Below are 21,355 nucleotides of genomic sequence, written 5' to 3'. Positions count from 1 at the left end.
CGGGCTGCACGCCCCGTACTCATGAGGTGAGCGGCGTGCTGTCGCGGATGGGCTTGCGGCGGATGAGTGCGCGCGATGCGGATGCGTCGGGTCGCGTGGCGAGTGCGCTCGAGCTGGTCGAGTTCGAGGACACGGTGGTGACCTTCGGCTACGTGATCATGCGGCTGGCGATGGTCGGGCAGTGGGTGCGGCTCGCCGCATCCGATCCCGCTTCGACGGGCACCGTGGTGCGCTTCGCCGTCGGCATCACCGGCGTGCAGGTGCTGTGGGTGGCGCGCCTCGGGCTGCCCGAGGCCGGGCAGCTGTGGACCTTCTTCCCTGTTCACGTTGCTGCTGCTCGGCGAGAGTCTGGTGGCGTCCTCGAACGCTCTGATCGATGCGCTCGCCGCGGGGGAGCGCCTGGCGGATCTGCTGTGGCTCGCCGCATCCGGTCTCGTCATCACCGCCGCGATCTGGTGGATCTACTACGCCCGCGAGCAGCACGAGGCCCTCTCGAACGCCCGTCGCGGGTTCGCGTTCGGGTATCCGCACTACGCGATCTTCGCGGCGGTGGGGGCGGTTGTCGGTCGGGGTGGAGGTCGAGATCGACAAGGTCACGGGGCAGACGGAGGTGCCGGATGCTGTCGCCGGACTCGCGCTGACGTTGCCGGTCGCCGTGTTCCTGGCGGTGGTCTGGGCGGTGCCGCTGCGCCGTCAGGTCGCGAGATGGGTGTCGCGGTGGTGGTCGTTGCGGTGCTCGTGGCCGTGGCTGCAGGTCTCCTGCCGACGGGCGAGTACGTCGTCGCAGCCCTGGTCTTGGCGGGGTCGTCGTGGCGCTCGAGGTCGACGGGGTGCGACGCGTTCGCGGCAGGGTTGTGGACCGGGTAGGATAGTGGAGTTGTCCGCGTGCGGGCAGTTCCGGGATGTGGCGCAGCTTGGTAGCGCACTTGACTGGGGGTCAAGGGGTCGCAGGTTCAAATCCTGTCATCCCGACGGAAACGACGAGGGCTCGCCACAGGCGGGCCCTTTGTCGTTCCGGCAAACGGATCATTCAGGTGGGCCCGCGCCGCCTGAGGCTCCGCGCGCCGCGCAGCGGCGTGTGGAGTGGTGGTGGCATCTCGATGGAAAATACCTGATGAAAAGAGATCTTCATCAGGGCATCGTCGTTTGCGCAGTGGTTTCCGTTGGCCCCCCGTAGTCCCCCTCCCGCTTCGCGAAGCAAACCGTTCGTGCCGCTGACGGGTCGTGGTGGGGCCGGCCTGTGGATGAGGGGACCAAAAGGGGACCAGACCGCCTGCGGGAGCCAACTCGCAGTATCAGATCCCGCGTGCCACTCATACGGATAACCCGAGCTTGCGGGGATGTGACGCGCACCGTCGCGGTGCCCTGGAAGTATCCTGTTGCGAAGCGCCCGGAGACAGCCGGGAGGCGGACGCCGTGTCGGGGCTTCACGAAACGGAGTAGTGGGACGGTGCCAGACGCGCGGCGATCTGCCGCTCCTCAGTGCTGACGTACTCGAGTAGGGGAGGCACTCCGCCCGGTCCTCTTTCGATCAACGGCGGAAGCCCGCGGCATCGGGATCCTAGGATGAGTCGTGTTGTTCAGTTTTCGAGACGCATCGGAGCTCCATAGGCTCATCAGCGATACCGCGCAACCTGTCATGCTCATCGTCGGCGCATGGGTATCAACTCAAGCGCCGAGTTCGATACCCGACGCGTGGCGTTGGAAGCGCGCTTTGATCTCGTCGCTCTCCGAGGCGTCGGGCTGGCCCACCGAGAGCTTCTATACCGACCTTTCGGAGCGACTATCAGACCTCCGTACTTCTCAGGATCTCAAACTGGAACGCGTGCTCGAGGGCATCGAATCGACACGGAGAGGCGCATCGAGTGCGCTTGTGAAAAGTGTCGCAGCGGGTAGCCCGAATGCCGTTCACCGGTACATCGCAGCCTGCCTCGATTCTCGAGCCGTCAGCGGCGTCGTCTGCCTGAACTTCGACGAGCTCATTCAGGCCGCCGAACCCGGCCGATTCACGACATGGAACACGGGCGAAGCGTGCTCCCCGGCAGACATCTACCATGTGCACGGAAGCGCGTCCCGGCCGGACTCATTGCGTCACGTGCTCTCGCGGTTCAATCTCCGCCTCCCACACGCTGAACACGACATGATCGTCGATGCCTTGTCCGGCGATGTAGTCGCACTCGGATGGGCTGCGAGCGACCCTGATGTGTTGAGCACACTTCGCGAAGGAACGGGAACTCTGCACGTGCTGATCGCGGGCGATCATCCTGACCCCACGACGGAAAGAGATCTGACGTCGATCGCAGATCGTCGGCGGGTCGTCTTCTACCGGGGCGGTTTCGAGAGATTGGCATTCGGTGGAGGCCCTGGTTTTCGCTATCCCGACGATGCATCGTTCGAGGGTGCCCGGCGCAAGATTCAGGAAATCGTGGAGGGCATCCCTTTGTCCGCGGCACGACGCGCCTTCGCCGCGCTCAGTTATGAGCACGCGATCGGCAACCGACGTTTCGAAAATCATCGCGAGCTCTTGACGAGGTGGTCGCGACTGGGTAGCACCGATGTCGAGCGCGACTTGATCGATCGATCTGTAGCCGAGTTGCTGCAAGCCACGGGGAGACCCGGCAAGGCAGGCTGGATCAACGTGAAGCTCTATCGACGGGACCGTGATCCTTACCTGCTCTCAGAGGCGGGTGACGCATGGGAACGCACGCTCCGTGGATTCAACCCCTTCGGGCGGGTGACAGGATTGCTGCTTCACAGCAAGGCGATACGCAGGTATCGAGAAGTCGGCATCGTCGCGCCTCGTTGGGTCAGCGTGAGGTTAGCGCGCGCACTCATGTGGGTCGGTCGCACGAGAAGGGCGGGATCGCTCCTCGACAAGGCTCTCAATGAGAGCGAGGACGACTCCAACCTGTGGGAACGAGCGCACTGCCACCGACTGCGAGCACTCGCGCGCGCGCGTGGGGGCGACACAAGGTGGACCGACGACATCGAACTCGCCAAGACGCTCTTCACCTTCGCTGGCCGCACCCTCGAGGTAGGCAGCGTTCACAGGTCTGCGGCCCTCTGCGAAATGCTCATGGGGCAGGCGGGATGGCGTGACCGCGCCGTCGACGAACTGAACTTCGCAGACGAGGCATATCGAGCAGCGAGAGATCACTCCGCCGATGCGCGGCTCAGCGTGCAGAGGCTCGTGACACGAGCGGCTCCTCGTCAATTGGGGGCATTCGCCCTCATGCACCTGTGAGGTCGAAGAGGCTTCTGCTTCCAGAGCGAGTTTCGAAACTTCGACGGGTCGAGAGCCCGCCGCACCCGCGTCGGATCGAACTTTCTCTGAGATTCCGCGTGCTCCAGTGCCTCCGCAACCGATACGTCTACCTCCTCGACTCGTCCGAACAGCCCGATCGGCGCAAGGTCGTTCAGATCGAAGACGCCGCTTCCTACCCGCGCGACAACCGGCCTTCCGAAGGTCAGCGCTTCCGCTGCGAAGAGCCCGAAGTCCTCAAGCCCCGGGCTGAGACAGACCGAGGAGTTCTCGATGAGCCAACTGAGCTCTGTCGCGGGCACTCTTCCCAGAACGATCGCTTTGCTGCTCAGTTCTCTCCTTACACTGGAGTCGCCGTCTCCGACGATGACCCAGGGCACGCCGAACTCTGCGACGTCCGCGGCGGTCTCCAGGAGGCTCTTGCTGTGGGAAAGACGCGAGACGGTGAGCACGAATCTGGCAGGGACGGGTCGGCGAGGAGCGGATCGCTTCAGCCTCCAGAGATCCGTCGGGGGATGAAGCACTTCCGGGTCGACTCCGTAGTGTGATCGCACACGCTGGGCCGTATTGCCGCTGTCTACGAGAATCCTGCGCGCCCGCTCCAGATTCGACTGCTCTCGTTCCCGCATCGCGGCTCGTAACTCGGGACCCAAGTGGGGGAGCTCCCACGGAACACGAGACGGCTCATGCAGTGCTCTTGTGGGCGAATGCAAGTAGTAGTCCGTACGAGCCGTTCCAGAGACGAGGAGACCGAAGTGATGATGGAACGACGTCACCCAGCCATCGAGAGGGGGCAGTTCGAGGGCGCGCTCGATCGCTATCGGGAGATCCGCGTATGTCGGGGATGTCGACCTGTGGAGGACAGTCGGCGGGTCAGCTGAAGGGATCGATTCGGTCGCCCCCGTAGTCAGGCCGACAGTGAGGTGTGTTCGAGCCGTACCCGATGCTTCTCTGAGGACTCGCTCCGCGCCGCCATCACGCAGCATCACGTCCTGAAAGACATGCCTGCTCATGTCGGGAGACGCTCCATGATCTGGCGCGCAGCAGCCACGGAGTGGAATCGATTGCTCAGCGCCGAGGCGCGGGCTCGTATCGCCTCCAGCTCTCGCGACCCGCTGAGTGATCGCTGCACGAGTTCGCCGATGTTCGCGAGATCATGACGCAGGACCAACCCGGCGAAGCTCTCGCCATCGATGGCATGTCCGCGAATAGGCGTCGCTGCGACGAGGGCTCCCGCCGCCGATGCCTCGAGGAGCGCCTGGGGCAGATGATCGTACTGTGCGGGGAAGATCACGATTCTCGCCTCGCGTGCCATCCGTGCACGTTCCTCTTCGCCATTGATATGCCCGACCGTCACCCCCGGCCTCGTCCACTCATCGATCGCGCGAGGGGAGGCATCCACGAGGTAGACGTCTAGCGGTAGCCGCGTCGCGGGGAACACTCTTCGACTCCACACATCGATCAGGTCGCGCGCACCCTTGGACGGGTGCGAGCGGCCGATGAACATTGCGTACTCGCTGTCTCCAACGCTGGATCGCGTCGATGCCCGAAAGAATGTCTCGGGTATGGCTGCGCTCATCCTTTCTATTCGCGCGTTGCGTGCGGACGCTCGAATGGTCGCTGAATGCGCTGTTGACAGCGTGTAGATGTTCTTCACTAGCTCGACAGAGTGAAGCCCGCGCGCGACGTTCTCGATGGGATGTCCTGCACGCTCCCAGAGCAAAGCACTTCCCTCGTCCCTTTCCACGAGGAGTTCGACGACGGATTGCGCTTCTAGCGAATCGTGGGGCAGTCCCATTACCAGGATGGGCGCGGGATCTGAGACCTCATTGCGCAGCGAATGCACGTGTTCGGCGATGGTTCGCCGCTTATCCGCGATGACCAGGGGACGCTCGCCATCGTTCACGGCGAGCACTTCGACCGATTGAGGTAGTGCATCGGCGAGGCGTCGAGCGAGGAGTTCGACTGCTGAATCGCCGGGACCCGACCCGCAGAGGAACTTCATACTAGGAACTCTCTCCCCCCATTGTTCACACCCGCGTCCGTGACTGTCCCTCGTTCAGCACCATGGCCTCCCGACGTTCATGGACTGGAGCTACAGCCTTGCACTTCGCTGCGCTCGCGGTCGACTACCCGATGTCGAGCGTCGTGTGGAGTCTGGACTACGTCCGTGCGCACGATCGACTTCCCGAAGACATACGTGAGGCTCTCTCGGGTGGTGCAGCGGCGTTCACCACCGAAACGCTCGGTTCAGCTAACGTCCCCACAGTCCCTGATGAAGGGCAGGGTCTCGACGTCCTCCCTCTGCCGTGGGTGAACGACGATGACACAGCGCTCGACGACGGTTTCGGTGTTTCGCAGCTTGCCGAAGTTCGCGATGCTGTGGATGTTGCGCTCCGTGCCCTCCGGAGCGATGAAGTCGGCAACTTCTCGCTCGAGGTTTCGGGTCGGCTCATTGAAACGAGCGAGGTCTGGGACCGCACACAGATACGGCGCTGGGCCAACCCAGTCCCGGATCACCTTGCTCTGCGGCACCATGGCGGTGGCCTCTTGTGCCCAGTCGGCACGGATCATGTAGGCGAGCTCTTCCATGAGGGTCAGTGTGACAGGGCCCTCGGACACTGACCGCTCACCATTGGTACATCGTGGGAGTCCGCATGTCTTGCGATCGCGATGAGTATCCGGCGCGTCAAAGCTGCAGTGGCGTCGCTAGTGTGCATCACAAAACGCACATCGTGGCAACGACCCACATCGCTCTCTCGTGGGATTAAGAACCCACGACGCGCAGACCTCTCCGCGCCGCCGTCGACTTAGACGGGTCCTCGGGAGTGACGCGCCAAGATGGAGTCATGGCACACCAGATCGTGGCTCCGACCTCACCGCGTACGGCATACGTGCTGGGAGCTGGCTTCTCGCTCGCTGCGTCGTCGGAGATGCCGATCACGGACGAGCTCGGGCGACGCGCCGCTGCGCGTCTCGAACTCGACGACCTCCCTGCATTCAGCCCCGGTGGGATCACGTTTGAGAGCTGGCTCACGTGGCTTGCAGAGCGGCAGCCGTTCCTTAGCGAGGCGGAACACCTGCAGGACCGCGCTCGGTTCGCCGAGTTGTCTGAGGCGATCGCCGAGGTGGTCACCGAGAGCCAAGCGGCCGCAGACGAGGCAGGGTTCCCTCTCTGGCTGGGGGAGTTCGTTGATCTGCTGCATTGGGCGCGGAGCACCGTCGTCACGCTGAACTACGACACGATCATCGAAGCGACCGTCGACAAGAGCCCACGGTTCGACGGTGATGAGGCGATCTGGTCGGTGGACGTTGTCACCGGCTTCCCGAATGGTCGGGGCTTGATGTTTGGGTTGGGAACGTACTTCGAAGAGCGCGGCACGTTCTCGATGCATAAGCTGCACGGTTCAATCGACTGGTACGGCGTCCCGGGTGACCGCACCGGAGCAACACTCGAGCGGATCCGAACTGTTGAGAATCGCAGCGCGGCCGCCCACCGCGCCACGATCGGCGGTCGTGAGGTTTTCATCGTTCCCCCCACCTCGACCAAGGGGACTTACTTCGACAACCCCAAGACGCGGTTCAGCTGGCAGCAGGCCCGTGACGGGCTGCGAGCGGCCGAGCGCGTCGTCCTCATGGGGTACTCGCTTCCGCTCACTGACACTGCCCTCGCCCGGCTTCTTGCGACGACTGTTGCCAACGGCCCTCAAGAGGTTGTGGTTGTCAACCCGGATGCTGACGGTGTCGCCAACCGGCTGGTGGCTCTTGGCGTCGACCGAGCACGCATCCGCACTCACGAGGGGTACGACTGCGTTGCGGACTACGTCAGCACTGAGGTCGAGGCGGCGACGCGGGAGCTGGTGGAATACTTGGCGTCGACATCACCCGACAGTCCCGTCGCGGTCGGCTGGGGCTACAGCGGCTGGGGTGCAGTCACCGAGGCAACACTGGATGCTCAGGGTGGCACGCTACGCCTTTGTGTCGATCGCGTCGATCAGCCGCTCGCGACGGTCCTGTACCCCGGCACGACTTCGGATGACCCGAACGTCCGGCCCACGATGTCGTTGGGACAGGTGCTTGCGCTCGGAACGCCGTCGGCGATTCTTGTGGAAGTCGAGGGTCGCGAGTGGCGCATCTGCACGCGCGCCCAGCCCGAACCAGCGCAGGAGTCGGATTGGATCCTGCTGCGCCCGATCGGTCATCAGCCCGACCGACGTCCGTAGCGACCGTGCGTTGTGGAATGGACAACGCGTATTGACTTTTCTGACCGTTCGTTCATAATCATTCGTCCCCTCCTCGTTGGGCCGCGATGTAGAGGACCCCACCCAGGGGTCATCCATCGCTTCCGATTAGGAGGCTCACGATGAGTGAGAACGAACCACCCGAGGTGCCGGCCACGGCTCTCGGACCTGTCCGCCCGTTGTCCATACGGATCACGGACGGGCTGCGGGCGCAGCTGGACGTGATCGCCCAGCTCAACGACCGCAGCGTCACCGAAGAGATCCGTTTGGCGCTGGAGGCGTGGGTGCAGACCTCAAAGTCTGATCCCAATGGTGCTCCAGCGCGCCGAGACGGTGCGGGCCGAAATCGAACGCGAAGCCCAGACGCGGCAGAGCGCCATCGAGGCCATCATCGGCGCCGCAGATTCCGGAGTGAAGACTCCGTCGAGTCGCAAGGCTCCCTCCCCGTAGCTGGGGGATCGGGAGAGGGCGGCTGTCCGGGCATCGAGTGCTTTCGCGCACTCTGCCCGGGCGGCTGCCCGAAACACCACCTCCGACAATCGCCCACTTCGTTGCTGCCCCGCGGCTTGTCAGAGAACTAGCGAGTTCTCGGCCGCGACAACAGTAAGGAGGTGGGAGCGATGGTCAAGAGCATCGTCATCCCGCACGATACAAGCCGCTCTCCGCGCCTGCGGCACCTGGCCACGGCCAGCGAGTTCCAGGCTGCGGTGGGCGGCTGGCTCGAGCCGATCGAGATGCCGGCCCCTGAACGTGACCGTGTACGTCAACGAGGCAGCCCGGCGCGAACAGCAGCCGCGCAATGGCGATCGGGCGTGAGGAACGAACTGGGGACAGGTTGACCTGCTCCACGAAAAGGGTTCCAGTCTTGGTGGCTAACTGGTGGTCTGATCCGGAAGGCTCATCCTCATGCCACGTCGCTACCCGCCGGAGTTTCATGCTCGCGCTGTCGCGCTCGTACGTGCCGGTAAGCAGGCCAAGCAGACCGCCGTTGAACTCGGCATCCATCCCGTCACGCTCTCGAATTGGATCCGTCAGGACGACATCGACAACAGTCGACGGCCTGGCGTCCCGTCGTTGGAGTCCGCGGAGCTGCGCGCAGCGAGACGCCGCATCCGCGAGCTCGAGACCGAGCTTCTGATCGTCCGACAAGCGGCGAAGTTCCTCGACGAGGAGCATCCCCGCCCAAAAGACTCTTCCCGGTGATCGATCGTCTCGCCGACGCCGGGATCCCGATCGACCGCTGCTGCCGCGTCCTCGGGGTCGCCAGGCAGCACTACTACCGCGTGAAACGGAAGCCCCTGACCGAGTCCGAGCTGCGCAGGCAATAGCTGACCGGGCTGATCCGAGAGGTGCACGTCACCTCACGCGGAACCTACGGCTACCGACGCGTCCACGCGGAGCTGACCATGGCAATGGGGGTCAGCGTCAGCGAGCGGACGGTTCACAAGTTGATGCGTCTGGCCGGGATATACGGGCTCCCCGGCCCGATCCGCACCAAGCGACTCCGCGGCGTCGTCACGGCTGGTGATCTTGTAAACCGCAAGTTCAGCCGGCCCGCCCGAACGAACTCTGGGTCACGGATATCACGCAGCACCGCACCCGCGAAGGCTGGGTCTACTGTGCCGCGGTCCTCGACGCTTGCAGCAGTCGGATCATCGGCTGGTCGATCGACGCGAAGCAGGACAGGCCGCCCGGCTCGCAGTCTTCGCGGTAAGGGTGCGCCGGCGCAATCCCGCGGGACTTTGGTCCCGTGGATCGCGAGCGCACCGCAGGAATATGACGGCGAGGCAAGTTTGTGGGACTCGTCTCTTCCGCCACACCTGCGTGGTGACGAGGGGCGATCGTGATCATTCGACCGGGGGCCGATCGCGATCGCCCCTCGAGTTCACGTCGTCGGCGTGCGGCCGCGGGCAGGACGGATGTGGGGACGGCGAACGTCGTCTCTCCCGGGCGAAGCGATCCTGCGGCGGGCGGACGTGCCGTGGCCGCCGGATCGTGATCGAGAGGACCTTCGGCCCTCTGGCCGGCCGCGGATGTGACGAAAGTCGGATGAGCGTAGGGGCCGCCGGTCCCATCCTCGAGCGGGGCACTCCCGCGATCGTCCGAAGGAGCAGCCGTGAAAGCCGCCGTCGTCATCTCGTTCACCGAACCCCTGCAGATCCAGCAGCGTGCGATCCCCGAGCCGGGACCGGGCCAGATCCTGGTGCGATTGGAGACGTGCGGTCTCTGCCACACCGACATTCACGCCGCCCACGGCGACTGGCCGGTCAAGCCCAGCCCGCCGTTCGTTCCCGGACACGAGGGCGTCGGGATCGTCGAGGCGCTCGGCGACGGGGTGACCGGCCGGGCCGTCGGGGAGCGGGTCGCGCTGCCTTGGCTCGGGTACGCGTGCGGCGAGTGCCGCTACTGCATCGACGGGCGAGAGACGCTCTGCGAGTCGCAGCAGAACACCGGGTACTCCATGGACGGCGCCTTCGCCGAATATGCGATCGCCAGCGCGCGCTTCGCCGTGCCCGTCCCGGACGGGATCTCGTCGGTCGACGCCGCCCCGCTGACGTGCGCGGGTGTCACCACCTACAAGGCGCTCAAAGTCGCGCACATCGTGCCCACGGAGAAGGTCGCGGTGTTCGGTGTCGGTGGCCTCGGACACCTCGCCGTGCAATACGGGCGCATCATGGGCGGCTCAGTCGTCGCCATCGATGTCGACGACGCCAAGCTGGACCTCGCCCGAGAACTCGGCGCCGAGCACGTCGTGAACGCCGCGAACGTCGACCCCGTCGCCGCCATCCAGCAGCTCGGCGGCGCCGATGTCGCGATCGTTCTCGCAGCGTCCCCGAGGGTGTTCGAGCAGGCGTTCGCCTCGCTCAGTCGCGGCGGGCGCCTCATCTGCGTCGCGCTTCCGGCCGATCAGGAGATGACGGTGCCGATCTTCGAGACGGTGCTGAAGGGGATCTCGATCATCGGGTCGATCGTGGGTACGCGGCAGGACCTCGCGGAGGTGTTCGCCCTGCATGCGGCGGGGCGCACGAGGATCATCGCGGAGCCGCGCAGCCTCGACCAGGTCAATGACGCGATCTCAGAGGTCCTCTCCGGCAAGGTGCTCGCTCGACTCGTCTTCGAGTACTCAGGACGAGTGCAATGACCGCCCCACGGGGCGTGCGCGCAGGTCGGTCCTCGACCCGACTCGTCGTCCTGAGCGGATTGTCGGCATTCTCACCCCAACGATCGATGAGGAGTTCCTGACATGCATGCGCGCCTGCGATCCATCATTCTGTGGTCGTCGATCGCCCTCGCTCTGTTCCAAGCGCTGACGGCGATCGTCGGCGGGATCCTCATCCTCGCAACGGACGGAATGGGCATGCCCGGTTCGTTCCTCGCCGACGGCCCTTTCGTCTCCTTCGTGTGGCCGGGTGTCATTCTTATGGTCGTCGTCGGTGGAACGCAGGCTCTCGCGGCCACGCTTCTGCTGACGCGTCGGGAGTCGGGTTTGTTCTGGTCGGCGGTAGCCGGCCTCGGGATGCTCATCTGGATCTTCGTGGAGACCGGGGTGATCCGTGGCACGTCCTGGTTGCAGTTCCTGTATTTCACGACGGGCACGGTGCAGCTGGTGCTTGTTCTCGCGCTGCTCGGCGTCGTCAGCTGGCTCCCGCGGCGAGGTCTGATCGATGTGGGGCGAGCGTCGGCCGGCGATAGCGCGGTGGTGTCCGCCACGCCGACCCGGTGAGGAGCGGACCCGCGATGATGGCTCACGACGTCGATGAACCGGGTGTGACGCGCCCCCTCTCGGAAGAGGAGTGCTGGCAGGTCCTCGCCGATGCACCGTATGGGCGCATTGCCGTGAGCGTTGCGGAGGAGATCGACATCTATCCGGTCAACCACCTCGTGGTCGAACGAGCGATCGTCTTCCGCACCTCGCCGGGCACGAAGCTGCTGGAAGTGACGATCCACCGCTCGGTGGCCTTCGAGGTGGACGGCTTCGACCGCGACGAGGCGTTCAGCGTGGTCGTCAAGGGCGATGCCGCCGAGATCGAGAGGTCCGCGGAGATCGAGGCGCTCGAGCGACGTGGTCTGCAATCGTGGGCTCCCGAGGTCAAGGACCGGTGGGTGCGGATCACTCCGCGCGCGGTATCGGGTCGAGTGTTCTCACTGGTGCACGCGCCGTGACCCGCCCCCGGCGTATCCTCCTCATGACGCTGGGCGGCACCGCCGTCGTGCTCGGCGGTGTCATCGTCCTGTCGGTGATGGGCAGGGACGACATCGCGCGCTGGACGGCGACGGCCTGGGTGGGAGCATTCATCGCGTGGACGCTCGTGGGCATGGTGCGAGATGTCCTCGCCGGTCACGTGGGGCTCGATGTGCTCGCCGTCGTCGCGATGGTGTCGACCCTGGCCGTGGGGGAGTACGTCGCATCGTTGATCGTGGTGCTCATGCTCTCGGGTGGGCAAGCTCTCGAGCAGTACGCCACACGGCGGGCGAAGCGTGATCTGACCTCCCTGCTCGACCGCTCTCCGCGTCGTGCTCACGTGTTGACACGACCGGATGATGCGGGCTCGGCCGAGACGCGGGAGGTGGCGGTCGCCGACGTGCGGGTTGGCGACACGCTGCTCATCCGCCCGTCGGAGATCATCCCCGTGGACGGTGTTCTGATCAGCGACGACGGCACTTTCGATGAATCGTCGCTGACCGGGGAGAGCCTCCCCGTCTCGCGGGTCAGGGGGGACCACGTGCTGTCGGGCGTCGTCAATGGAACCGGGGCCGTGCGTCTGCGAGCAGAGCGGACGAGCGCGGGGAGCCAGTACCAGCAGATCGTCGCCCTCGTGGAGAGCGCGCAGTCCTCCCGGGCCCCGGTGGTGCGCCTCGCAGACCGATTCGCCATTCCGTTCACGGCGGTGGCCCTCGTCCTGGCGGGCGGAGCGTGGATCGTCTCCGGGCTACCGGAACGGTTCGCCGAGGTGCTTGTGCTGGCGACGCCGTGCCCGCTGCTCATCGCCGCCCCGGTGGCCTTCCTCGGCGGGTTGTCGCGATCCGCGAAGACGGGGGTCATCGTGAAAGGCGGCGGAGTCATCGAGCAGCTGGCCCGGGTGCGATCTGCCGCCTTCGACAAGACGGGTACGTTGACGCAGGGTCGCCCCCGGTTGACGGAGGTGCGGCCCGCGTCGCCGTTCGGCGCCGAGGAGTTGCTTCGTCTCGCCGCCTCGGCGGAGCAGTACTCCACGCACGTCTTCGCAGACACGATTCGCCGCGCAGCCGGCGAGCGGGGTCTGACACTGGGGGCTGCCGATCATGCCGACGAAGTGGCCACTCTGGGTGTGTCCGCGGTGATCGGCGGACGGGAGGTGGTCGTCGGCAAGCCCGGCTACGTGGCGGAAGTCGCGCCCGAGACAGTTCCCATCACCCTTCACGGCGGGGAGGCGGCCGCGTATGTCGCGGTCGACGGGCGCTTCGCCGGAGTGCTCGTGCTCGCCGATCCCGCGCGCCCGGAATCAGCGGAGGTGGTGGGGTGGTTGCGCGACCACGGGGTGGAGAACATCGTCATGCTCACCGGTGACGGTCCATCGACGGCCGCAGCGATCGCGAGTCAGGTGGGAATCGACGTCGTCCACTCCGACCTGCTCCCCGGCCAGAAGGTGGAGTATGCCGCGCGGATGGTTCCACGCCCGCTGATGATGGTGGGCGACGGCATCAACGATGCGCCGGTGCTGGCCGCCGCCGACATCGGAGTCGCCATGGGAGCGCGCGGCGCGACAGCCGCCGGCGACGCTGCAGACGTCGTGGTGCTGGTGGACTCGTTGTCGAAGGTCGCCGAGGCGGTCGCGATCGGCCGGCACACCCTACGGGTCGCGATCACGGCGATCTGGATCGGGATCGGGCTGAGCACGGCTCTCATGATCATCGCGACCTCCGGTGCCATCCCCGCGGTGGCCGGGGCGCTCATCCAGGAACTCGTCGACGTGGCCACCATCCTCTACGCCCTCCGCGCCCTGGGCGGACCGAGCTCAGAGACCGCGGGACTTTCGGCCCGAGAAGGCGTCCTCGGCGGCGCGACGATCGATGCGGGGGATCCTTCCCGCACGACGAGATGACAGGAGCAACGACGTGGATCGACTCAGCTTCACGAGTCCGGCACCGATCGGCCCGGCGGATCTGGCCCTCCCTCCGACGGAACCCATCAACATCACCACCGACACCTCTTCGGCCTACCCCGACGTCCGTTCGCGTACGCCCGAGATGACGCCGTCGCTCGGGCGGGTGGCCCCGTGAACGGGACGATCGTGGTCGGCGTCGCCGACCACGTCGACGACAGAGACGCGGGGCGACGAGCGGTCTCGTGGGCGATCGAGCGCGCCGCGAGAAGCGGCAGCGTGCTTCACCTCGTGACGGTGGTGGGAGGTCCTCTCGGCGTCATCGGGGAGGGGGAAGTCCTCGAGAGGGCTATGGAGCAGGCGGGCGCACGATTGGAGCGCTACACGCACGAAGCCCGCGCTCGGGGGGTTGCAGTGACGGCCCTCGTCTACCAGGGGAGGCCGGTCGAGCGTCTCGTCGAAGCATCCGTCTCAGCTCGTCTTCTCGTCATCGGCAGTGACTACCGGGGGCCGGGGAGCGGTCTGCGGCGCGGGCCCCACGGGGTGCGCATCGCGGCCGGCGCCCATTGCCCGGTCATCGTCGTTCCCGACATCGACCTCTCGGATCGAGAGGGCATCGTCGTCGGGGCGGATGGCTCCTCCCTGTCGGAAGCAGCGATCGCCTTCGGCGCAGCCGAGGCGGACCGCGACGGCCAGACGCTCACCGTGGTCACGACGTGGGTACCTGTGCCGCTGAGCGTGGAGTTCGACGGGTACCCCGCCGGATACTTCGACAACCTTCAGGCGCTGGCCGAGGAGGCTCAGGCCATCTCTCTCGCCGGAATTCCCGAGGACTACCCCGACCTCCGCGTCGTACGCGTCGTGGAACGCGGTGATGCCGCCGACGTCCTGAACCGTTTCGCCGTCCACGCGCGACTCGTGGTGGTCGGAACCCACGGGCGCGGGGCGATCGCGCGTTTTCTTCTCGGGTCCACCAGCCACGAGATGATCGCGGCCCCCGCGACCATCACAGCGGTCATCAGGTGACGATCACCGAGAGAACGGCGGCAGGTGCGGGATGGGGTGAGGCCGTGTCGGCTCCGGCCGGCGGGGGCGAGTATCCCGCGGGCCGGGTGCGTCGTGCGTCGGGCGATCCGACTCGCGAAACCTCCGCCCGCTCACGGCGGTCGGTTCGATACGGATGACGTAGCGCGTGGGTGTCGGAGTCGCCGTCCGCAACGACGCGGCGCCGCTCTCGCGCAGCTCTTCGTCCGACGTCACCTGCCGGGCGATGCCGCGGACGAGCACGCTCCAGCGAAGCGCGCCGTCCGCCCCGTCGATTTCGAGAGCGACGGCGGGATGGGAGCGGATGTGACGCAGCTTGCTGTCGTTCGCGGTGCGGATGTAGACGATACGCTTGCGGCTCAGATAGTTCACCGGAAACACTTCAGGGTCGCCCGTGGGGTCGACCAGAGCGATCCGGCCCATCTCGCCCTGCTCGATCAATGCCCAGCATTCGGCCGCCGACAGAGCGGTGACGAGTGGTGCGGTGGTCTCGGGGGTCGACGGTGGCGTCGACGGCGTGATGGGCATCGGAACTCCTCTGTGTGCTTTCCATCGCACCCGAGACCGGATGGGAACGTCAGGGCCGAAGGTCCCCTCGCTCGGGCGAGGTCGTCCCCCTAGCGGTCAGGGGCGACGGACCCTAGATTGAACGCAGATGAGGGGGTGAGATGCACAGCGTTCTACCGCTTTCGTTTCCCGACGAACCCCGTGGGGAGTTGGACCGAGCGATCGCCGTGCTGATGACGACGGCGGAGCGCGTCATGACCACGCAGGGTCGTCTTCGTGCGCTGCTGCACGCCGTGCAGACGGTTGTCGGCGACATCGATCTCCCCACGGTGCTCACCAGGGTCGTCGAAGCGGCCGTGGAGCTGGTGGACGCCGAGTACGGAGCAATCGGCGTCGTCTCGCCGGACGGCACGTCGCTGGATGAGTTCATCCACGTCGGGGTGGATGAGGATGCTGCGGCGCTCATCGGGCATCTGCCGAGGGGACGCGGTGTGCTGGGTGCTCTCCTCGCCGATCCGCGGCCCATCAGGATGCCGCACATCGGTGACGACGCCCGTGCGGTCGGCTTTCCTGCTCACCACCCGCCGATGGACTCCTTCCTGGGCGTCCCCGTGCGGGTCCGCGAGGAGGTCTTCGGAAACCTCTACCTCACGAACCGGCGCGGCGGCGTGTTCTCCGCGGAGGACGAGGAGCTGTTGGACGCCCTGGCGACCACCGCGGGGTTCGCCATCCAGAATGCCCGGCTCTTCGAGGAAGCCCGATTGCGGGAGCGTTGGATGGCCGCCGCATCCCAGCTCTCGTCTGCCCTGCTGAGCACGCCCCCGCACGGCGCCTTCGACCTCATCGCGGGGCGGGTCAGCGATGTCTCGCGCGCTGCGGTGGTTGCCATCGTGACGGCGTCGGAGTCGGAAGGGGAGGCACGAGTGGCCGCCTGGCGCGGCCCCGACGAGATCACGATCCACCCCCGCGTGCAGACGGCGCAGACCTTCGCGGCGCCCGCTCTCGTCGACGGGGAGCGGGTGGTGGTGCGCGCGTCCGAGGGCGCGACCGACGATCCTCTGCGGGTGAACGCCAGGGATTCCGCCGGATCGTCGGTGGCGGTGCCGCTGCGCTCTCGTCTTCGCTCGTGGGGCGCGATCATCGTCTCCCGGTCTCCCGGGGAGAAGGCGTTCTCGGAGGTGGACGCGGAGGTCCTCGCCAATCTCGCGTTGCAGGCGAGTATCGCGCTGGAGCTCGCGGACGCCCGCGCCGAACAGCAGCGCACCATCCTCGCGGAAGACCGCGCGCGGATCGCTCGCGATCTGCACGACCACGTCATCCAGCAGCTGTTCGGTGCGGAGATGACGCTGCTGTCGGTCGCTGCCGCTCTGCCGGAGGGTTCTCGCCGTCATCAGATACAGGAGGCGACAGACCACGTCGATCTCGCGATCTCCCAGATCCGCACGATCGTCTTCGCGTTGTCGTCGAAAGACGCCACGTCGGTACGCCACCGCATCATCGACAGCGTCGCCGCGGCCTCCGGCACGCTGCTGCGCACCCCCTCGATACGGTTCGGAGGGCCGGTCGACCACATCGTCGGAGGACAGCTCGCCGATGACCTCGTCGCAGCGGTCACCGAACTGCTCTCCAACAGCATCCGGCACGCGGATGCCGACAGCATCTCGCTGGAGGTCACCGTCGGCGACGACGCCCTCTCGCTCGTCGTCGTCGACGACGGCAAGGGGATGGGCGACACCAGCCGTCGCAGCGGACTGAAGAATCTGCAGGATCGCGCTGTCGCTCACGGGGGGACGCTGCAGATCCTGAGCGGACCGACGGGAACACGCGCGCACTGGTCGGTGCTCATCGGCTCCGAGAGCGAGGTGGGTGCGTGATTCGCGTGTTCGTCGTCGATGATCATGAGATCGTGCGTCGCGGTGTGGTGGACCTGGTCGAATCGGCTCGCGACATGGAAGTGGTGGGAGAAGCGGGAACGGTTCGGCAGGCGGCCGCCCGGATCCCGGCAGCCGCTCCCGATGTCGCCGTTCTCGACGTGCGGCTGCCCGATGGCAGCGGAGTCGATCTGTGCCGGGATCTGCGATCCACGATGCCCGGGCTCGCGTGCCTGATGCTCACCGCCCACGATGACGACGACGCCACCTTCGACGCGGTGCTGGCCGGCGCGGCGGGGTACCTCCTGAAGAGCGTCGGCGCGAAGACCCTTCTCGACGACATCCGAGCCGTGGCCGGCGGCAAGATCCTGTTGAGCGCGGTCGCTTCGCAGCGAGCTTCCGCTCAGATGCGCGAACAGCCTCACGACGATCCCCGCATGGGGTCGCTCGGGCTGCGCGAGCGTCAGGTGCTCGCGCTCATCGCAGACGGCTTGACGAACCGGCAGATCGGCGAACGACTCGGCCTGGCGGAGAAGACGGTGAAGAACTACGTGTCGTCTCTCCTCAGCAAGCTGGGTGTGGGATCGCGCACGCAGGCGGCTCTCCTGCGGGTCGAATACGACGACACCCGGTAGCCCGACGGGGGACCTTCGACCCGCTCCTCACCCCGCGCACGGCCTACCGTCGCAGTGACAAGCGGGGGGTTTCAGCATGGGGCACATCGTTCTCGGCTACGACGGCAGCGCCGCCGCCGACTCGGCACTCGATTGGGTGGCCGAACGGGTATCGACGCGTCCGGCGGGCGTTGTGCTGGTCGTCGTGGCGAACATGTTCCACGCGGAGAGACCGGTGATCGCGCGTTTCGCGGAGGAGGCATCGGAGCGGTTGCGGGCGCGGGTACCGGATGCTGCGGTCGACATCGACATCGTCGACGGACGGATGCCGGGCACGCTGTCGCGCTCGGCCCAGGGCGCGGAGCTGCTCGTGGTGGGCATGCACACGAACGCCCGCGCGCGTTCGGTGTTCGCCGGCGCGGTTGCGCTGCGGCTGACCGCCCTCTCCGCGGTCCCCGTCGTGCTCGTCCCGGCGGGATGGGCGCCGCGCGTCGCGCCGGTGACGGTGGGGCTGGCGGCGGACGGTTCCTCCGACGCCGCGCTGCGGTTCGCGGCCGTCGAAGCGCTCGCGCAGGGACAACCCCTGCGGATCGCCCATTCCTGGTTGATGGCCTCCCCTCTGCCATCCACGCCGGCCGGAATAGGGTCTGCTGCGCGAGAAGCGCACGCCGCCCACCGGGCGATCCTCGACGAAGCCGTCACCGCGATGACGCGGGAGCACCCCGGGCTCGTGGTCGAAGCCACGCTCGTGCGGGACAACCCGGCAGCAGCCCTCACCTCGCAGGCCCCGCGCAGCTCGCTCGTCGTGATCGGCACGCATCGACGGGGACTGCTCACGGGATGGCTTCTCGGGTCGGTCGCGTGGGACCTGGTGGGGGAATTGGGCGACCCGATCTGCGTGGTTCCCCCCGCGGCTCCCTGAGCCGAGGAGCTGGGCGCGCACCAGGACGTGAGTCAGGCGTCGGGCCGATCCGTGGTCGACGCCTGCTCGGGAACGATGAGCACGGGGCAGCGGGCCCGCCACAGCAGATCTTGGGCGACGGCCCCGGTCAGCCCTCCGGCGAGAACGCCCTGGTGGTGCGTGCCGATGACGATCAGGGCCGCCCGCTCCGCGTGGCCGAGCAGTGCGTTCACGGGGGAGGAGCGTACGACGTCGCTCTCGATGTCGACGTCGCTGAATCGTCGCTGCAATGACCGGACCGCAGCATCCAGAAGCGCTCGATGTTCCTCGACGACGCGGTCGGGTCTCTCCTCGATCACGGAGGACTCCACCACCACGCCGGGGAGCCCCCAGGCGTGCACGACGTGCACCTTCTTCTTCATCGCCGACGCCTCGCGCGCGGCGAGGTCGAGGGCGGCGTCAGACGAGGTGTCGTCTGCGAGACCGACCACGACGTCGCCGTCGGTCTGCGTCCACCCGGCCGGGACGACGCAGACCGGAACGGTCGCGTGCGCGACGATGCGCACCGGAACCCACCCTCCGATGGCTGCCCGCACGGGATGATCGGGGTCGACGCCGATCACGAGGAGGTCGGCACCGGCGCTCAGTCTCGTGAGCGCGCGAGTGACGGCACCGTCGGCTCGGAGCAGCTCGACGGCTTGACCGGGGACCCTGTCGCGCAGGACGCGTTCGGCGCTCTCGAGCAGGTCCAGCGACGCGTGGCGGTCGGCTGTCAGGTTGCTGATGACGTTCACGACCCGCACCCGAGACGGCTCGCGCGCGCACCGCTCGGCGACCCACTGCGTCGCAGATGCGGATGCGCGGGTGCCGTCCACTCCCAGAACGATGGCCTCCATCGGAATCACCCTCCAGGCTCCGTGTCCGTGGCTCGACGCTACGGGCGGAGGGCTCCCGATCGGGGGACGAAAGTCCCCCGATCGTCGATGCGCCTCGAGCCATCGGTGGGCGCCCGCCCGGGCCCCACCGTGGAAGCCGCACGGCGCTGCGGTTGCCAGACGTGGCCAGCGCTGGCAGTCTCGAAGGATGTTCAGCGGACTTACCGGATGGCACCTGATGATCCTCTCGGTCGTCTTCCTGATCCCCTTCGTGCTGGCTGCGGTCAGCATTGCGCGCAACCGTGCGGCGTCGGGACTGGAGAAGGCGGTGTGGGTTCTCGTGATCCTCGCGTTCCCGTTGCTCGGCCCCCTCCTCTGGTTCGTGATCGGTCGCCGAGGAGGCCGCGAGAGTCCTCGCCCATCCCCGTGACGCGACGGGTGTGCAGCCGCGCGGCGCTGATCGTCTCGGCGAGCCGTGACGGCGAACCCGCGTGACCGAGGGGAGCTTCGTCGACCGCTGACCCGGGTGGGGCGCGAGTCAGTCGATCGGTCGCCGACGCATCTGCTTCACGTCGGTCCGCCGCTGTTTGGCCTTGAGTCGCCGCTCCTTCGCACCGCGGCTCGGCTTCGTCGCACGCCGGGCCGGAGCCGGCGGACGCAGGGCGTCGGCGACGATCTCGGCGAGGCGTTCGCGCGCAGCATCCCGATTGCGAATCTGCGCGCGATGTTCGGATGCGGCGATCGTGAGCACTCCGTCGACCAGACGACCGCCCAGTCGTTCGAGCAGTCGATCGCGCTGAACGGTCGAGAGAGCGCTCGAGCCGGCGGCGTCCCACGAGAGCTCGACCCGGGAGTCGGCCGTGTTGACGCCCTGTCCGCCGGGCCCCGACGACCGCGAGAACCGCCACGACAGCTCGGCTTCGGGAATCGTGACACCCTCCGCGACCCGGAGGCCCGGACGATGGGGGACAGGCATACGTCCATCCTCGTACAGCGGGGCGCTCGCCGGCATCCGGTCTGTGACAATGTCGACGTGCCCGATGCGAACGCCCGAACGAGTCCGCCCCGTCCTATCCTCCTCGTCGTCGACGTCGGTGATGGGGGTCGCGTCGACCCCGCCTTCGAGGGTCGGCTACAGAAACTCACTGCGGGCGTGATCGCCGCGGCAGACGCGGTCGGCTTCGCCGTCGACCGCGTGCCGGCGGCCCAGACCTCGGTCGATGAGATGGTCCGGCGGCTGGATGCGGCGGACGCCGCGATCGTCACCGGCGGGGAGGACGTCGACCCGTCGTTCTACGGGGGTCGTGCGGATGAGCCTCACCTCGGTCAGACCTTCCCCGATGCCGACCGGTCGCAGATCGCCGTCGTGCAGCGAGCCGTCGAGACCCGGGTGCCGCTCGTCGGCATCTGCCGGGGGATGCAGCTGGTGAACGTCGCGCTCGGGGGAGACCTCGTGCAGCACCTGCACGGCGGCGGGCACTCGAACGCCGCCGATCCTGCCGACAGCATGATCGACCACCGCGTCGACCTCGATGCCGACAGCGTCTTGGCGCGTGTGCTGGGTGCGACCGAGCTCGAGGTTCGCAGCTCTCACCATCAGGCGGTGAACCGGCCGGGCGAGGGGCTGCGCGTCGTCGCCCATGCCGCCGACGGCACGATCGAGGCGATCGAGCACGAAGATGCTCCCCTCTGGTGCGTCCAGTGGCATCCGGAGGAAGCCGGCTCGCGCGGCACCGTGCTCGCCGACCTGCTCGAGGCCGCGATGGCTGCCCGCCGTCGGCGCTGACCCGGTCGCCCCGGATCCGGTCGCCCTGGATGCTGCGCCCTGGATGCTGCGCCCTGGATGCTGCGCCCTGGATGCTGCGGACACCCTTCTCGACCGAACTCAGGATGAATGCGCGCGACCGGCCGGCGGCCCGCGAAAACACGCGGGCCGCCGGGTCCCGACCCGCGGTCA

Annotated in this window: 20 protein-coding genes, 1 tRNA gene and 2 pseudogenes; 17 read left to right on the top strand and 6 right to left on the bottom strand. The window is 67.1% G+C overall.

Features of this window, described 5'->3' with window-relative positions:
- The first annotated feature begins 158 nt into the window (after positions 1-158).
- The 3 genes and pseudogenes from ABTU82_RS16515 (at position 159) to ABTU82_RS16505 (ending at position 3,244) form a co-directional block, all read left to right on the top strand.
- Positions 159-867, top strand: a pseudogene (locus tag ABTU82_RS16515) (low temperature requirement protein A).
- A gap of 31 nt (positions 868-898) precedes the next feature.
- Positions 899-972 (top strand) — tRNA-Pro (locus tag ABTU82_RS16510).
- Between the two features lie 601 nt (positions 973-1,573).
- Positions 1,574-3,244, top strand: a complete 1,671-nt coding sequence (locus ABTU82_RS16505) for an SIR2 family protein (protein ID WP_407174430.1) — start codon at positions 1,574-1,576, stop codon at positions 3,242-3,244.
- Here ABTU82_RS16505 and ABTU82_RS16500 read toward each other — a convergent pair.
- From ABTU82_RS16500 to ABTU82_RS16490, 3 genes are all read right to left on the bottom strand, one after another.
- Positions 3,211-3,891, bottom strand: a complete 681-nt coding sequence (locus ABTU82_RS16500; RefSeq protein WP_407174469.1) for a glycosyltransferase — start codon at positions 3,889-3,891, stop codon at positions 3,211-3,213. The genes ABTU82_RS16505 and ABTU82_RS16500 overlap by 34 nt on opposite strands.
- 380 nt (positions 3,892-4,271) lie before the next feature.
- The gene (locus ABTU82_RS16495; RefSeq protein WP_407174428.1) at positions 4,272-5,267 is read right to left on the bottom strand and encodes a glycosyltransferase; all 996 of its coding nucleotides are present in this window, start codon (positions 5,265-5,267) and stop codon (positions 4,272-4,274) included.
- A gap of 245 nt (positions 5,268-5,512) precedes the next feature.
- Entirely contained in the window at positions 5,513-5,854 is a 342-nt protein-coding gene (locus tag ABTU82_RS16490; RefSeq protein WP_407174426.1) for a hypothetical protein, read from the bottom strand.
- Positions 5,855-6,111: 257 nt separating this feature from the next.
- Here ABTU82_RS16490 and ABTU82_RS16485 point away from each other — a divergent pair, with 257 nt between their 5' ends.
- From ABTU82_RS16485 to ABTU82_RS16445, 9 genes and pseudogenes are all read left to right on the top strand, one after another.
- Positions 6,112-7,485, top strand: coding sequence for a hypothetical protein (locus ABTU82_RS16485; protein WP_407174424.1), 1,374 nt, complete (start codon positions 6,112-6,114; stop codon positions 7,483-7,485).
- A gap of 638 nt (positions 7,486-8,123) precedes the next feature.
- Positions 8,124-8,342: a hypothetical protein gene (locus tag ABTU82_RS16480; protein WP_407174422.1), complete on the top strand. Its 219-nt coding sequence runs from the start codon at positions 8,124-8,126 to the stop codon at positions 8,340-8,342.
- Positions 8,343-8,409: 67 nt separating this feature from the next.
- Positions 8,410-9,187 (top strand): annotated as a pseudogene (locus ABTU82_RS16475) (IS3 family transposase); the annotation flags it as partial.
- Positions 9,188-9,619: 432 nt separating this feature from the next.
- Positions 9,620-10,645 carry an alcohol dehydrogenase AdhP gene (adhP, locus tag ABTU82_RS16470; protein WP_116648889.1) on the top strand — a complete coding sequence of 342 codons (1,026 nt, stop codon included), beginning with the start codon at positions 9,620-9,622 and terminating at the stop codon, positions 10,643-10,645.
- Between the two features lie 102 nt (positions 10,646-10,747).
- Positions 10,748-11,227, top strand: coding sequence for a hypothetical protein (locus tag ABTU82_RS16465; RefSeq protein WP_407174420.1), 480 nt, complete (start codon positions 10,748-10,750; stop codon positions 11,225-11,227).
- Between the two features lie 113 nt (positions 11,228-11,340).
- On the top strand, positions 11,341-11,667 hold the full coding sequence (locus ABTU82_RS16460; protein WP_407174418.1) for a pyridoxamine 5'-phosphate oxidase family protein: 327 nt from the start codon (positions 11,341-11,343) through the stop codon (positions 11,665-11,667).
- Between the two features lie 23 nt (positions 11,668-11,690).
- Complete coding sequence (locus ABTU82_RS16455; RefSeq protein ID WP_407174416.1) at positions 11,691-13,586, top strand: heavy metal translocating P-type ATPase; 1,896 nt, start codon at positions 11,691-11,693, stop codon at positions 13,584-13,586.
- 13 nt (positions 13,587-13,599) lie between these two features.
- Positions 13,600-13,764 (top strand): hypothetical protein, encoded by a 165-nt coding sequence (locus ABTU82_RS16450; protein WP_407174414.1) that lies wholly within the window; start codon positions 13,600-13,602, stop codon positions 13,762-13,764.
- On the top strand, positions 13,761-14,612 hold the full coding sequence (locus tag ABTU82_RS16445; RefSeq protein WP_407174412.1) for a universal stress protein: 852 nt from the start codon (positions 13,761-13,763) through the stop codon (positions 14,610-14,612). The genes ABTU82_RS16450 and ABTU82_RS16445 overlap by 4 nt, the downstream gene beginning before the upstream one ends.
- 3 nt (positions 14,613-14,615) lie before the next feature.
- On the opposite strand, the gene ABTU82_RS16440 is transcribed toward ABTU82_RS16445, so the two are convergent.
- Entirely contained in the window at positions 14,616-15,158 is a 543-nt protein-coding gene (locus tag ABTU82_RS16440; RefSeq protein ID WP_116648892.1) for a pyridoxamine 5'-phosphate oxidase family protein, read from the bottom strand.
- A gap of 233 nt (positions 15,159-15,391) precedes the next feature.
- On the opposite strand from ABTU82_RS16440, the gene ABTU82_RS16435 reads away from it, so the two are divergent.
- The 3 genes from ABTU82_RS16435 to ABTU82_RS16425 all read left to right on the top strand — a co-directional run bounded on the left by ABTU82_RS16435 (position 15,392) and on the right by ABTU82_RS16425 (position 18,544).
- On the top strand, positions 15,392-17,011 hold the full coding sequence (locus ABTU82_RS16435) for a sensor histidine kinase (protein ID WP_407174409.1): 1,620 nt from the start codon (positions 15,392-15,394) through the stop codon (positions 17,009-17,011).
- Positions 17,008-17,643 carry a response regulator gene (locus ABTU82_RS16430; protein ID WP_116648894.1) on the top strand — a complete coding sequence of 212 codons (636 nt, stop codon included), beginning with the start codon at positions 17,008-17,010 and terminating at the stop codon, positions 17,641-17,643. Before ABTU82_RS16435 ends, ABTU82_RS16430 begins: the two co-directional genes overlap by 4 nt.
- Before the next feature lie 76 nt (positions 17,644-17,719).
- Complete coding sequence (locus ABTU82_RS16425) at positions 17,720-18,544, top strand: universal stress protein (protein ID WP_407174407.1); 825 nt, start codon at positions 17,720-17,722, stop codon at positions 18,542-18,544.
- A 32-nt stretch (positions 18,545-18,576) separates the two neighbouring features.
- On the opposite strand, the gene ABTU82_RS16420 is transcribed toward ABTU82_RS16425, so the two are convergent.
- Entirely contained in the window at positions 18,577-19,419 is an 843-nt protein-coding gene (locus ABTU82_RS16420) for a universal stress protein (protein WP_407174405.1), read from the bottom strand.
- A gap of 187 nt (positions 19,420-19,606) precedes the next feature.
- On the opposite strand from ABTU82_RS16420, the gene ABTU82_RS16415 reads away from it, so the two are divergent.
- Entirely contained in the window at positions 19,607-19,828 is a 222-nt protein-coding gene (locus tag ABTU82_RS16415; RefSeq protein ID WP_116648921.1) for a PLD nuclease N-terminal domain-containing protein, read from the top strand.
- 108 nt (positions 19,829-19,936) lie between these two features.
- Here the strand turns inward: ABTU82_RS16415 and arfB are convergent, their stop codons facing one another.
- A complete protein-coding gene (gene arfB / locus ABTU82_RS16410; RefSeq protein ID WP_116648922.1) occupies positions 19,937-20,374 on the bottom strand; it encodes an alternative ribosome rescue aminoacyl-tRNA hydrolase ArfB in 438 nt (145 codons plus the stop codon).
- A gap of 57 nt (positions 20,375-20,431) precedes the next feature.
- Between arfB and ABTU82_RS16405 the strand changes: the two genes are divergently transcribed.
- Positions 20,432-21,184 (top strand): gamma-glutamyl-gamma-aminobutyrate hydrolase family protein, encoded by a 753-nt coding sequence (locus tag ABTU82_RS16405; protein ID WP_407174402.1) that lies wholly within the window; start codon positions 20,432-20,434, stop codon positions 21,182-21,184.
- The last annotated feature ends 171 nt before the right edge of the window (positions 21,185-21,355 follow it).

It is taken from the genome of Microbacterium deferens (assembly GCF_045517775.1).
GTDB lineage: Bacteria > Actinomycetota > Actinomycetes > Actinomycetales > Microbacteriaceae > Microbacterium.
The sequence above is the reverse complement of the archived record's forward strand: the minus strand, read 5'-3'. Positions and strand labels throughout refer to the sequence as shown.